General features: G+C 66.5%; 14 protein-coding genes. 4 read left to right on the top strand and 10 right to left on the bottom strand.

Annotated features, from left to right (window positions below):
• Positions 1–7: 7 nt before the first annotated feature.
• The 3 genes from AQ619_RS15750 to obgE are packed head-to-tail and all read right to left on the bottom strand — an operon-like array spanning position 8 to position 3,243.
• Positions 8–1,030, bottom strand: a complete 1,023-nt coding sequence (locus tag AQ619_RS15750; RefSeq protein ID WP_062149794.1) for a cupin-like domain-containing protein — start codon at positions 1,028–1,030, stop codon at positions 8–10.
• A gap of 3 nt (positions 1,031–1,033) precedes the next feature.
• Positions 1,034–2,182 (bottom strand): glutamate 5-kinase, encoded by a 1,149-nt coding sequence (gene proB, locus AQ619_RS15745; protein ID WP_062149791.1) that lies wholly within the window; start codon positions 2,180–2,182, stop codon positions 1,034–1,036.
• A complete protein-coding gene (obgE, locus tag AQ619_RS15740; protein ID WP_062149788.1) occupies positions 2,179–3,243 on the bottom strand; it encodes a GTPase ObgE in 1,065 nt (354 codons plus the stop codon). The genes proB and obgE overlap by 4 nt, the downstream gene beginning before the upstream one ends.
• 174 nt (positions 3,244–3,417) lie before the next feature.
• Here obgE and AQ619_RS15735 point away from each other — a divergent pair, with 174 nt between their 5' ends.
• Positions 3,418–4,377 (top strand): hypothetical protein, encoded by a 960-nt coding sequence (locus AQ619_RS15735; RefSeq protein WP_062149785.1) that lies wholly within the window; start codon positions 3,418–3,420, stop codon positions 4,375–4,377.
• A gap of 4 nt (positions 4,378–4,381) precedes the next feature.
• Here AQ619_RS15735 and AQ619_RS15730 read toward each other — a convergent pair whose 3' ends face one another.
• From AQ619_RS15730 to rplU, 3 genes are all read right to left on the bottom strand, one after another.
• Entirely contained in the window at positions 4,382–4,915 is a 534-nt protein-coding gene (locus AQ619_RS15730) for a GNAT family N-acetyltransferase (RefSeq protein WP_062149782.1), read from the bottom strand.
• Between the two features lie 190 nt (positions 4,916–5,105).
• Positions 5,106–5,375 carry a 50S ribosomal protein L27 gene (gene rpmA, locus AQ619_RS15725; protein ID WP_062149779.1) on the bottom strand — a complete coding sequence of 90 codons (270 nt, stop codon included), beginning with the start codon at positions 5,373–5,375 and terminating at the stop codon, positions 5,106–5,108.
• 32 nt (positions 5,376–5,407) lie between these two features.
• Complete coding sequence (rplU, locus tag AQ619_RS15720; RefSeq protein WP_062149775.1) at positions 5,408–5,920, bottom strand: 50S ribosomal protein L21; 513 nt, start codon at positions 5,918–5,920, stop codon at positions 5,408–5,410.
• Between the two features lie 198 nt (positions 5,921–6,118).
• On the opposite strand from rplU, the gene AQ619_RS15715 reads away from it, so the two are divergent.
• Together AQ619_RS15715 and AQ619_RS15710 are read left to right on the top strand one after the other, a co-directional pair.
• Positions 6,119–6,748 carry a hypothetical protein gene (locus AQ619_RS15715; protein ID WP_062149772.1) on the top strand — a complete coding sequence of 210 codons (630 nt, stop codon included), beginning with the start codon at positions 6,119–6,121 and terminating at the stop codon, positions 6,746–6,748.
• Between the two features lie 43 nt (positions 6,749–6,791).
• Positions 6,792–7,907, top strand: a complete 1,116-nt coding sequence (locus tag AQ619_RS15710; protein WP_062149770.1) for a CobW family GTP-binding protein — start codon at positions 6,792–6,794, stop codon at positions 7,905–7,907.
• Between the two features lie 234 nt (positions 7,908–8,141).
• Here the strand turns inward: AQ619_RS15710 and AQ619_RS15705 are convergent, their stop codons facing one another.
• From AQ619_RS15705 to AQ619_RS15690, 4 genes are all read right to left on the bottom strand, one after another.
• Complete coding sequence (locus AQ619_RS15705; RefSeq protein WP_062149767.1) at positions 8,142–9,284, bottom strand: acyltransferase family protein; 1,143 nt, start codon at positions 9,282–9,284, stop codon at positions 8,142–8,144.
• A gap of 60 nt (positions 9,285–9,344) precedes the next feature.
• Positions 9,345–10,439 (bottom strand): endo-1,4-beta-xylanase, encoded by a 1,095-nt coding sequence (locus tag AQ619_RS15700; RefSeq protein ID WP_084746093.1) that lies wholly within the window; start codon positions 10,437–10,439, stop codon positions 9,345–9,347.
• The gene (locus AQ619_RS15695) at positions 10,436–11,278 is read right to left on the bottom strand and encodes a WecB/TagA/CpsF family glycosyltransferase (RefSeq protein ID WP_062149765.1); all 843 of its coding nucleotides are present in this window, start codon (positions 11,276–11,278) and stop codon (positions 10,436–10,438) included. The genes AQ619_RS15700 and AQ619_RS15695 overlap by 4 nt, the downstream gene beginning before the upstream one ends.
• Positions 11,279–11,488: 210 nt before the next feature.
• Positions 11,489–11,938, bottom strand: a complete 450-nt coding sequence (locus AQ619_RS15690; protein ID WP_062149761.1) for a biopolymer transporter ExbD — start codon at positions 11,936–11,938, stop codon at positions 11,489–11,491.
• A 223-nt stretch (positions 11,939–12,161) separates the two neighbouring features.
• Here AQ619_RS15690 and AQ619_RS15685 point away from each other — a divergent pair, with 223 nt between their 5' ends.
• Positions 12,162–13,187: a WD40 repeat domain-containing protein gene (locus AQ619_RS15685; protein WP_062149758.1), complete on the top strand. Its 1,026-nt coding sequence runs from the start codon at positions 12,162–12,164 to the stop codon at positions 13,185–13,187.

Below are 13,187 nucleotides of genomic sequence, written 5' to 3'. Positions count from 1 at the left end.
GCCTTGGCTACGCCTTGCCCAGGGCCTGCAGCAGGATTCCGCGGATGCGGGTCAGATGCTCGGGTGTCATCTCGCCCAGGGAGCCGCGCCGGTCCGGCGGCAGGTGGGCGACCGGGTCGCCGTCGGTCTTGAAGACGAAGTGATCAAAGACGTCGCGCCAGATCGCCCGCTCGCTGGCGGACATCTCGCGGATCGAGGCCATGGCGTGCAGCAGGGCCTCCAGGGGGCGGCCCAGAACCGCGCGCGGCTCGGCCCACCAGTAGTTGATCAGGACGGTGAAGGGGTCGAGCGACTCGACATTGTGGAACCAGAAATAGGGGATGTAGATCGCATCCCCGGGCTCCAGCTCGGCGACCTGGGCCGTGGACCAGGCCTCGGCGAAGCGCGGATAGCGGTCGAGATCGGGGGCGGCGATGTCCACCATGCTGACCGGCGGACCGGCCGGGGTGAACTCCAGGGGGCCCAGATAGAGGTTCTTCAGCTGGTCGGGCGGGAACAGGGTGAAACGCCGCCGGCCCGCCACCGCGCAGGCGATATTGTAGTTCATGTCGAAATGGGTCGCGGTGGTGATCGCATTGCCGATCCAGATCCGGGGCCCGACCGCGTCGTCGAGCAGGGGCTGGGGATTGGCGGCGGTGAAGCCGGGCAGGGCGCTGGCGGTCGGGGTCGACTGCACGGCCAGGGCCGGGGGCTCGGCGGCGTCGCGGAACGACAGCAGGGCTCCCAGGGCCTCGCGCAGGGGCACGGTGCGGCGGCGGAAGTTCAGGCCGTCCAGGCTGTCGGTATAGAAGAACCGCCCGCCGATCTCGGGTCCGCCATGCAGAATTGTGACCGGTCCGCCGGCGTCCAGGCCCAGCAGGTAGTCGGCCATGGCCTGATCGGAGGTCTGGCCGGCCGCCACGGCGGGCCAGTCGGCGACCAGACCTTTCAGGACAGCAGGCCGGCCGGCGGGCACGATCAGATCGCGGAAGACCTCGCGGCTGACATCACGCCATTCGGGCGTCCGGAACGGAGCGGGGCCGAGGGTCATCGACTAGTCCGCGACCGCCAGATCGTCGGCATGGATCATCGGGCCCTCGGTGAAGCCCAGCTCGGCCTCGATGGCGTCCGAGCGCAGGCCGGCGATGCGGTGGGCGTCGGCGCTGTCATAGCGGATCAGGCCTCGGGCCACTTCGCGGCCGGTGTCGTCGCGCACCCGCACGGCATCGCCCTTGTCGAAGGGGCCTTCGACGGCCCGGACCCCGGCGGCGAGCAGGCTCTTGCCCTTAGCCAGGGCTGCAGCGGCGCCGGCATCGACCGAGACCCATCCCTGTGGGGCCAGGCTGCCGGCTATCCAGGCCTTGTAGGCGGCGGCGGGACTGGCACCGGCATCGATCAAGGTCGCCTTGCCGCCCTCTTCGATGGCCTTTAGCGGGTGGGGGCGCGATCCCAGGGTGATCAGGGTGGCGCAGCCGGCGGCGCGGGCGATGCGGGCGGCGGCGATCTTGGTGGCCATGCCGCCGGTGCCGACCCCTGACGCCGCATTGGCCCCGCCGGCCATGGCCTCGATCTGGGCGGTGATTTCCGAAATCACCGGCAGGTGGGCCGCGGCCGGATCGCGCCGGGGGTCAGCCGTGTAGAGCCCGTCGATGTCGGACAGCAGGACCAGCAGGTCGGCCCCCGCCAGCTGGGCGACCCGTGCGGCAAGGCGGTCATTGTCTCCGTAGCGGATTTCCTCGGTGACGACCGTGTCGTTCTCATTGACCACCGGAACGACACCCAGGCCCAGCAGGGTCTCGACTGTGGCCCGGGCATTGAGCCAGCGCCGCCGGGTCTCGGTATCGTCGCGGGTCATCAGGATCTGGGCGACGCCGATGGCATGCGGCTCGAAGGCCTCTTCCCAGGCGCGCATCAGCAGGGACTGGCCGGCGGCGGCGGCGGCCTGTTTCTCCGGCAGGGTCAGGGACTTGCGGCCGGTCAGGCCTAGGCGACGACGGCCGAGGGCCACGGCCCCGGACGAGACCACGACCACCTGCTGACCCCGGGCGCGCAAGGCGGCGGCATCATCGCAGAAGGCCTTCAGCCAGGCGTGGTTGGCCGCGCCGGTCTCGGCGTCGACCAGCAGGGCCGAACCCACCTTGAAGACGATGCGCCTCGCCGTGGCGAGTGGCCCGGGTTCCGCGCCCTGCTGGGCCGGACTCACGGGGTCCAGCCCCCGGGGGTCTCCGGAATATGGTCTTCTTCCTCGTCGATTTCCTCGATCTCGTCACCGCGACGAACCCGGACTTCGCGATAGGCGGCTCTCAGCAGCTCTTTCACGCCCTTGCCCGAGACGCCGGAGACCAGACGCGGCTTGACGCCGGTCAGGGCCTCGAGTTCGGCGGCCTTGGCGGCGATGGTCTCTTCGTCGAGGGCGTCGATCTTGTTCAGGGCCAGGATCTCGGACTTGTCGCCGAGCTCGTCACCATAGGCTTCGAGTTCGCCCCGGATCGTGGTCCAGGCCCCGCAGATATCCTCCTGGGTGGCATCAACCAGATGGATCAGCACCGCCGACCGCTCGACATGGCCCAGGAACCGGGTTCCGAGGCCTGCGCCTTCCGAGGCCCCTTCGATCAGTCCGGGAATATCGGCCAGGACGAAACGCTCGCTGGTCGACAGGTCGACCACGCCGAGGTTCGGGGTCAGGGTCGTGAACGGATAGTCGGCGATCTTCGGCTTGGCGGCCGTGGCGGCGGCCAGGAAAGTCGACTTGCCGGCATTGGGCAGGCCGACCAGGCCGACATCCGCGATCAGCTTCAGCCGCAGCCAGATCCAGCGTTCTTCGCCTTCCTGACCCGGATTGGCATATTTCGGGGCCTGGTTGACCGGACCCTTGAAGTGCAGGTTGCCCCAGCCGCCGTTACCGCCCTTGCACAGGCGCACGCTCATGCCGGCCGTGTCGAGGTCGGCGATCAGGGTTTCCTTGTCCTCTTCCAGCACCTGGGTGCCGACCGGGACTTTCAGGGTGATGTCGGCACCGGCGGCCCCGTGGCGACCCCGGCCCATGCCATGGATCCCGGTCTCGGCCTTGAAGTGCTGCTGATAGCGGTAGTCGATCAGGGTGTTGAGGCCGTCCACGGCCTCGATCCAGATATCCCCGCCCCGGCCGCCATCGCCGCCGTCGGGACCGCCATATTCGATGTACTTCTCGCGTCGGAACGAGACCGCGCCGCCGCCGCCGTTGCCGGAGCGGATAAAGATCTTGCACTGGTCCAGAAATTTCATCTGCGTCTTTTGTCGCAAGGCGTCCGCCGCGTCGAGCCGAAATGGCGTCGCTTGGTCGCAGACCTATGAGCAGAACACCGTTCGGTTCTGTGACGAAATGTTAAAACACACCGTGCGACGAAGTGTCATGCAGCGAAACCACCATTTTTATCCTGGTGGTGTGGGGGCCTGGCGTTGACCACGACACAAAGCTTTGGAGAGGCACTGGCGAAGGACCTTCGGGAACTCACGCCCCAGTTGCTCTGCAAAAAGTACGCTGACGAAGCTTCGATCCACCGCAACATCCTGATGAGCCGTGGTACCGGCGTGACGGGCACCTGGCGCGATTTCCGCGCCTTCCTCGGGGATATCGGCCAGCGGCCGACCCCTGGTCATGGCCTGGTGCTGATCAACCGTTATGAGCGAACCTATGGTCCCGGCCGTGCGGCCTGGATGACGGCCGAGGAGCAGGCGGCCCACGAGGCCGAGTTCGACCGCATTCGCGCCGAGAAGCAGCGGGAAGAACAGCTGCTGTTGCACCAGGCCGCCGCCGTTAAACGCTCCAAGGATCCCAAGGCCGCCGCCTTCGGGCAATGGACGCCGATGCAGGGCCAGCAGGTGGCCTATAGCGACGTCGCCAAGAAGCTGAACATCCCGATCACGGCCCTGTCCAAAACCATGGCTGACGGCCGCTCGGCCGACGATCTGATCAAGCGGGCCTCATCCGCCAGCGACCTGATCAATCCGGAGGCCACCTGGCTGCCGCCGGACCCCAAGCGCAAGGCCGGCTTCTTTGAAGCCTTCCGGATCTGGCACATGCAGGTGCAGCCCCAGTTCAGCCGCGCCGCTACCCCGACCTTCCTGTTCCTCTACATCGCCCTGCCGGTGATGAAGCAGTGCCGGGACGAACTGATCGACCTGAACCTCTGGAACCCGCTGGGTCAGAGGGCCATGACCGCCCGCGACAATCATGGCTCCTGGAAGAAATACTGCGAATTCATGCCCCGTGCGCAGGTGGCCCTGATGGAAATCCCCATCTATGCCACCTACTCGCTGCTGTCGGACCTGGACGCCCTGTGCGACCGCATCCTCACCGCCGAGAAGCGCTTCCGTGAAGGGGCGCAGAAGGTTATCGCGACCCACCGCGCCGCCTGACGGGTCAGGCCAGCCAGACCATCATCCGCGTCTGTGCCACCGCACCACGCGCGACGGACGGCTTGGCCTCGACTACGCCGGTATAGAGAAACCCGGCCTTGATCAGCACCTGGCCCGAGGCCGGATTGTCGGCGAAATGGCCGGCGACGACGAGCCGCTTGCGCCAGTCCTGCTTGGCCCAGGCCAGGGCGCTCTGACAGGCCTCCGTCGCCAGGCCCCGGCCCCAGAAGGGCTTTCCGATCCAGTAGCCGATCTCCAGCTGTCCCCCCGGCGGGGTGAACAGGCCAAGGACGCCGACGACGCCCTCGTCTTCCAGATCCAGGACGAAGGTGTTGTCCCGCCGGCGGTCCTGCGCCTGGCAGCGCCCCACGAAGTCTTCGGCATCCGACCGGCCATAGGGCCAGGGCATGCGGGTGGTCATGCGTGAGACGTCACGATCACCGCCGAGGCTCGCCAGGCGCGGCACATCGTTCATGGTGGGCGCACGAAGGGTGACGCGCCGTGCTTCGATGATGGGGCTTTTGTCGATGACGCACATCTTAGGCCTCCTGTCTGACCGGCCCCTCTTTGCGCGAGGACCGTGACGACGCCATGGCGATTCGAGGCTTCTTGGCGCCGCAGGCAAAACAAAAGCGGGGAGTCCGGCGTGCCCGGACTCCCCGCTTAGGTTCGTCTGTCCGGGTCGTCTTCTCGGCGGAGAAGCACGACCCGAAAAAGTCGAGTGCGTACTACTCGGCAGCCTGCGCCTTGGGCGCGACCGTTACGTAGGTGCGATTATGCTTCTTGGTCACGAACTTCACCGCGCCTTCGACCAGGGCGAAGAGGGTGTGGTCCTTGCCAATGCCGACGCCGGCACCCGGCCAGAACTTCGTGCCGCGCTGACGGATGATGATGTTGCCAGCGAGAACCTTCTCGCCGCCGAACTTCTTCACGCCAAGGCGGCGGCCGTCGGAGTCGCGACCGTTGCTGGACGAGCCGCCTGATTTCTTGTGAGCCATCTTGCTCTCCTAATCTCTAGAGGCGCAGCCGCTTAGGCTTCGCCGTCTTCCGGGGCGGCTGCGGCCTTCTTCGGCGCGGCCTTCTTCTTGGGGGCGGCTTCAGCGACCGGAGCGGCCGACTTGGCGACCGGGATCGTGAAGGGGACAGCCGCGTCGCCGAGGCCACGGGCCCGGGCGTTCAGGATGACCTTCGGGGTCAGGTCGATGACGCCGTCCCACTTGGCTTCCTTGCCGGCGCCGGCGACCGAGGTCACGCGCAGGACCGTTTCGGTCTGGCGGTGGCCGCGGGTGCGGCGATAGCCCTGACGGCGGATCTTCTTGAAGATCTTCACCTTTTCACCCTTGCGGGTTTCAATCAGGGTGGCGTTGACGACTGCGCCGTCCACCACAGGGGCGCCGACCGTCACGGCCTCGCCTTCGCCAAGCATCAGGACTTCGCCGAAAGCGACTTCCGAGCCCGGTTCACCGTCGAGCTTTTCGACAACCAGCAGATCGCCGGCTTGGACCCGGTACTGCTTGCCGCCGGTTTTGATCACCGCGTACATAGGTTAGCGCCTTAAGAAACGTGCGTTCGCAAAATAGGGAACGCCCGCAAGGAAACCCGGCGGGCGAGGGGGCGGACTTATACAGTCGGCCGTTCCTGAGTCAACGGGCTGTGACAGATTCCTGGCCATGAAACGGTGAAGATCCCCAGGAAGGATTCAGGCTGGAACGTTACAATGTAACAGTATATAGCCTCGGGGGTGAATTCGACCTTCTTCGCCTCGATCGCCGCCACCGGTTTCGCCGTGGCCTTCCTGCATGCGGCCCTGCCAACCCACTGGCTGCCGTTCGTGCTGGTCGGTCGCGCGCAGAAGTGGTCAACGGGCCGAACCCTCGGCGTGACCCTGCTGGCCGGCCTGGGTCATGTGGGCCTGACGATCGTGCTGGGCCTCGCGCTCGTGATGGCCGGACTGGCCCTGCAGCCCAGCCTGGGCGGCATCTTCCACTGGATCGTGGGCGGGCTGATGGTGGCGGTCGGTCTCTTCTATGTCTTTCGGAGCCGCCATAGCCACGCCCTGCCGGAGGCCAGCCGTCGGACCTATGCCTCGGACAGGGCGGCCGTGGCAGCCCTCGTCACCCTTCTGACCCTGTCACCCTGCGAGGCCTTCCTGCCCTATTACCTGGCGGGGATGGAGCATGGCTGGCAGGCCTTCCTGCTGCTCAGCGGTGTGCTGATGGCGGCGACCGCCGCCGGCATGCTGATCTTCACCAGCCTTAGCCTGGCCGGCTTCCAGCGGCTGGGCCTGGGATGGGTCGAGCGCTATGAGCAAACCATCCTCGGCGTAGCCCTGATCCTGGTCGGTCTGGCCGTCGCCTTTCTCAAGACCTGACAGCGGGCTTCCGCCGAGACCTCCGAGGCCCTAAATAGCGGCCATGACCCAGACCGCTTCCTCGACCGGCAAGATCCCCGTCACCGTGCTGACCGGCTATCTCGGTGCCGGCAAGACCACCCTGCTCAACCGCATCCTCACCGAGGCCCACGGCAAGCGCTATGCCGTGATCGTCAACGAGTTCGGCGAGGTCGGCATCGACAACGACCTGGTGGTCGGGGCCGACGAGGAAGTGTTCGAGATGAACAATGGCTGCGTCTGCTGCACGGTGCGCGGCGACCTGATCCGGGTTCTGTCGGGCTTGATGAAGCGCAAGGGCGGCTTTGACGCCATCATCGTCGAGACGACCGGCCTGGCCGATCCCGGCCCCGTCGCCCAGACCTTCTTCGTCGACGAGGACGTCAAGGCACGCACCTATCTCGACTCGGTCACCGCCCTGGTCGACGCCAAGCACATCCTGCTGCGCCTGTCCGACAGCCGCGAAGCGGTCGAGCAGATCGCCTTCGCCGACCAGATCGTGCTGAACAAGACCGATCTGGTCTCCGAGGATGACCTGCGCCATGTCGAGGCCCGCATCCGGCGGATCAATCCCCTGGCCCCGATCCATCGCGCCCAGCGCTCGAACGTCCCGCTGAGCGCCATCATCGGCAAGTACAGCTTCGATCTCGAGCGGATCACCGAGCTGGAGCCGGATTTCCTCAATCCCGCCCATGGCGAGCCCGGCCATGTGCATGACGAGCATTGCGGCCACGATCATCACCACCACGATCATGGCCATGACCATGTTCATGATGAGCACTGTGGTCATGACCACGGTCACGACCATGGGCACGATCACGCCAAGGCCAGCGCGGTCCATGATGATGGCGTCAAGGGGATCTCCCTGACGCTGGACCGGCCCGTGGACGGCCAGAAGATCACCGCCTGGCTCAATGACCTGCTGGCCCGTCGCGGGCCCGACATCCTGCGCGCCAAGGGCATCATCGACGTTCAGGGCGAAAACCGCCGCCTGGTCTTCCAGGCCGTCCACATGATCCTGGAAGGCGACTTCCAGCGCCCGTGGCTGGACAGCGACAAGCGCTACAGCCGCATGGTCTTTATCGGTCGCGACCTCGACGAGGCCGAACTGAAGGCCGGGTTCGAGGCTACGGCTGCCTGACTGGCCCAGGCCTTGCCACCCGCAGGCCAGAACCCCGGTGTTGCGAGCCAAACTGGAACGCCGGGCGAGGGGTGGGTGCGATGACGAAGTTTGCCGATGCGGCCGGTCGGACGGCCGCAGGACTGGGTCTGGTAGCCAGGGGGATGGTTTGGCTGCTCTTGCTGCCGCTTTGCGCGGTGGCCTATGGCCTGGCAATGGCCTTCGGTTCCCGGTCTAGCGACGCGGTTCGCACCCCTAGCTGAGCGCCTCGGCCGCGCGGTCCGGGGGGATACGCGCGGCGTTCTCGTCTCCGGCTCGCTTCGGCGTGACCCAGGGCTTCAGCTTCTGGGCCGGGGTGAAGACGAAACGGTAGCTGAGTTCGGCGAAGATCCAGGACAGGGCCACCACGAACGGCAGGGCCTGGAGCTGGGTCAGGCGGGGCGCGGTTTCGATCACCCCGCTGAACCCCACGATCATGCCGCCCAGGGTCAGGGCCAGCATGTGCCAGAGATAGGCGGCGTAGGAGCGTCGACCCATCCAGCGCAGCGGGGCGATTTCCAGCAGCTTGACCAGACCGCCCAGCTGCGGGGCCGCGACCAGTGGCAGCATGATTCCGACCAGGGCGAGGCCCTGAACGGAATAGCGAAGGGTCTCGCGGAAGATCGGGTCACGATAGGCCAGGGACGCCAGCATCAGACCGGCACCGGCACTGAACACGATCCAGGCCCGACGCCGGACAAAGGCCATGACCCTGGGCCAGCTGCGGTCGATGACCGCCGCCAGACAGCCCCAGGCGATCGAGTCGATCCGGCTTTCAGTGGCCTTGTAGGTGTAGACCTCTGACACGTGCAGGACGGTATAGGCATAGGTCCGCCAGGCGGCCGCGCCGATGATCGTGATCAGGAACAGCACGGCCAGCCGGCGCGGAACGAAGCCGCACAGCAGCAGGGCCAGGGGCATGACGAGGTAGAAGTGCTCCTCGACCGCCAGCGACCACAGGTGTCCCGTCACGGCGCAGTTGTTGCAGTCGCCCAGGCCGCTGATGATGTAGTAATTGGTCCAGTAGGTCAGGCCGGCCAGGGCCTGCAGGGGCTGCATCGGCTGGTTCAGCAAGGGTCCGACAATGAAGGTCAGGACCAGCAGCAGCACCAGCATTTCGGGCAGCAGGCGCAGCGTCCGGCGACCATAGAAGCGCAGCAGGTCGACCCCGCCATGGGCGTCGCGCTCGGCCCACAGCAGGCGGGTGATCAGAAAGCCGCTGATGAAGAAGAAGATGGTCACGCCCATCCCGCCGGGGATCAGGTCGCCGAGGCCGACATGGCCCAGGATCACCATGCTGACAGAGGCCGCTCTCAGCCCGTCCAGACCGGCGACATAGTCCTTGTGATGACCGCTCATCGGCGAGCCCCCCGCATAACCTGCGGACGAGGCTAGGGCTCTTGTCTTAAAAAACCGGGATCAGCGGCCCTGCAGGACGTCGACCAGGGTCCAGAAGGTTTCCTTGGGCTGCCCCATGTCGTCGAACAGCAGAGGTTGATCGGTCTTGTCCTTGACCCAGGTGGCCGTGCGCAGCCATGAGTCGGCGTCGCGCACGCCCCAGATGGTGAAGGCGAACTGCTGCCGCTCCGGCAGGGCGACGAAGGACTCCATCGCTTCACGATAGAGGCGCAACTGGCTGGCCTGCTTTTCGGCCTTCGACTTCAGGCTGACGCCTTCGGTCTGGAACGAGACATCGATCTCCGACAGGTGGATCGGCAGGCCGAGGCTGGCCAGGTCGCGCATGGCTTCGGTGATCTTGCCCGGCGGCAGGTCGACATCGATGTGGGTCTGGGTGCCGATGCCGTCGATCTTCACGCCGCGCTTCAGCATCGACTCGACCAGCTTCAGGAAGGTCCGCCGCTTATGCGGCTTGCTCTCCAGATGGTACTCGTTGACGAACAGCAGGGCGTCGGGATCGGCGGCGTGGGCTTCTTCATGGGCCCGGATGAAGTGGCCTTCCTGGCCGAGGGCCTCGGTCCAGAGCGACTCCCGCAGGGACACGCCATCGTCCGCCACGGGTTCATTGACCACATCCCAGCTGCGCGCCAGGCCCCGGTAGCGACCGGCGACGGACTGGATGTAGTTGCCATAGGCCCGGTCAAAGGCCCGCTTGTCGCCGACCAGTTTCTGGAAGGTGGCCGGGCGGTCGATGTACCAGATCAGGGTGTGGCCATGCAGGGCCTGGTTATGGGCCTTGCAGAATTCGGCGATGCGATCGCCGCCTTCGAAGCGGAGCGAGCCATCCTGCTGCAGGATGTACTCCATCTTCATCTCGAAGCCGGCCGTGATCTGCGAGAACTGGGTGCTGGCTGCGGCGTCAAAGCCGGGGCGGCCAAATTCGTCGGAGACGATTTCTGTCCCGATCCGGAACGGCGCGAGGTCTCGCAGACGCGGGATGGGTCCGCCACGCGCCGGACGGGCGATGTCGGCCGAAGCGCCCTGGCCACAGGCGGCCAGGGCCAGGGTCGAGGCCAGAAGCGACCGTCGTGACAGTCGTCCGGCCTGAGAGATCATCGCAGGACGCCGCGGGGTTCGGCGGCGGTAACCGGCGAGCCGCCTTGGGCGGTCGTCATGCCCAGGGCGAGGACGGCAAACAGCATGGCACATTCGGCATAGCGCACCGCCAGCCGGCGCGGGTCATTGGCCAGACGCCAGAACCATTCCAGCTTGCCGCGCTGCATCCAGCGGGGAGCCCGGTGCGCCTGGCCGGAGATGAAGTCGAGGGCGGCACCGACGCAGATGAAACCCACGCCCGGGCAACGGGCGGCCAGGGCGTCGGCCAGGATCTCCTGCTTGGGCGCGCCCAGCGAGACAAAGCAGAGGCGGGCGTCCGAGGCGTTGATGCGCTGGGCCATGGCGTCGAGATCCATGGCCGCCAGCATGGCCGGGCCAGGCCCCGAAGGCAATTGCGGAGCTTCAGCACCGGCGATCTTCAGGCCCTGGAAGCGCGCGGTGAGTTTCTCCAGTGCACCGGCCTGGGCCTTGGGGCCCGGCCCGATGAAATAGACGCCAAGGTCGCGCTCGGCGGCGGCACGGCAGAGGGGTTCAACCAGGTCGGCACCAGTGGCGCGTTCGAGACGGGCATTTTTGCGACCGGCCAGCCAGACCACGGGCCAGCCGTCGGCGGTGACGTAGGTGGCCCGGCGATAGACCGCCCGGAAGGCCTCGTTGGAGGCCAGCTTGACCAGATGGTCGAGATTGACGGTGAACAGGGTGAAGCCTTCACCCCGTTGGGCCCGGATGATGGCTTCGTCGGCAGCGGTGTCCAGGGTCGGGAGGTTGATGCGAACGCCTTCGATCGAAACGCCTGGAGCGGTGGCCGGGGCCGGGGCCGGGTTCCGTTCGATGAGCATGAAGCACTCCCTGGTCTGCGCCCGGGAGCCGTTCCTGTCCGGAAACGGGACGCCCAAGGCCTGTCGGGAGGGTGAGTTTCAAACGTCGTGCCGCCCTCAGGGCTGGACTCAGATGGTCCTGCCGAGGCGGAGACAAAGAAAAAGCCCCGGAAGCGGTGCTTCCGGGGCTCTTCAGAGCGGGTCTGCCAGAAGGTCTGGCGACGAAGATCCTTAGTGGATGTCTTCGTTGATCAGGCCGACCTTGTACCAGCCAGCGGTCTGCAGCTGGTTCAGGACGCCCATGAAGTCGGCATAGAGCACGTCGGCGTCGGCGCGGATCATGACGCGCTGATCGTCCTTCGGGCCGGCCTGGCCGGTCGCGGTGAACTTGGCGTCCAGATCAATCTCGAGATTGTCCAGGCTGGTCTGCTTGTCCGCGATGAACAGCGCACCCGACTTCTGGATCGAGATGAACACCGGCTCCTTCGGCTTCGGCGCGTCCGGCGGCGGGATCGTCGCCGGGGGCAGGTCGACCTTGATCGCCACGGTGGCCATCGGCACGGCGACCATGAAGATGATCAGCAGAACGAGCAGGATGTCCACGAAAGGCGTGACGTTGATTTCGGAATTCTGATTCAGGGAGTAGCGACCGCCACCACCACCAGAGAGTTTAGCCGCCATAGCCTGACTGTCTCCCAAGGGCCGCGTCACTCGCGGTCCCGCAATTGTTAGGTCGTCACGTCTGGCGCAGACGGACGCGGAAGTAAAGCCCGACGTGGCGTCGCACTGGCAAGCCCCTTTTTGAGTCTTTCTGGTCGAACGCTGTTCGCATCCGTCAGGGCAGCGGTGCGCGCCAGGCGCCATCCGGCTAGGCGCCAGGGCCCCGTCGGGGTATGGCGCGGGCATGATCTTCTCGTTTGATGCCTATGTCACCGCCGCGCTTTTCGACAAGTCCGGCCGCGCCGCCTTTGCCCTCGGCGACGGCACGGTGCGCCTGGAAACCGTTGGCGGCTATGTGACGGTGGAGGCCCACGGCGGTCCCCTGGGGGGCGCGATTCTGAGCGCCATCGTGCATCCCTCGGGTCAGGGCCTGGTCACGGGCGGCGACGACGGCCGGGTGGTCTGGAGCCGAATCGAAGCCGGCGAGGTGGTCGCCACGGTCCTGGCCGAGGTGAAGGGCAAGTGGATCGAGCATCTTGCCGCCAGCCCCGCCACCGGCCTGATCGCCTTCACGGCCGGGCGCGAGGCCCATGTGCGTGACATCGCCGATCCGGCCTTTTCGCGGGTCTTTGTCCACGACAAGACCGTTTCGGGCCTGGCCTTCGACCCCAAGGGCCGGCGCCTGGCCACGGCCGCCTATGGCGGCACCCAGCTTTGGTGGGCGAAGATCGCCGAGCAGAAGCCGCAGATCTTGAAATGGGCCGGCAGCCACATCGCCGTCGCTTTCAGCCCGGACGGCAAGTTCCTTGTCTCGTCGATGCAGGAGAACCAGTTGCATGGCTGGCGTCTGTCGGACGGCAAGGACATGCGGATGGGGGGCTATCCGGCCAAGATCAAGAGCCTGGCCTTCTTCGACAAGGGCAATCTGCTGGTCACCGCCGGTGCCAATGGCGCGGTGGTCTGGCCGTTCGCCGGGGCCAGCGGTCCGATGGGCAAAGAAGCCGCCGAGATCGGCTTCGCCCGCGATTCGATGGTGGTCCGCGTGGCGGGCGTCGAGGCCCTGCCGGTCGCCCTGGCCGGTCAGGACAACGGCAAGATCTGGGCGGCGCACATGCGTACCGGCCGAATCGAGACCCTGAAGGCCGAGAAGGGCTCGCCGATCAGTGCCCTGTGCGTGTCTCCGGATGGCCAGCGTCTGGCCTGGGGCGACGAGGACGGCGAGGCCGGTGTCCTGGATATCCCGGACCTCAGCGGACCGCGGATAATCTAG

The sequence above is a fragment of the Caulobacter henricii genome, assembly GCF_001414055.1.
Taxonomy (GTDB): Bacteria; Pseudomonadota; Alphaproteobacteria; order Caulobacterales; family Caulobacteraceae; genus Caulobacter; species Caulobacter henricii.
The sequence above is the reverse complement of the archived record's forward strand: the minus strand, read 5'-3'. Positions and strand labels throughout refer to the sequence as shown.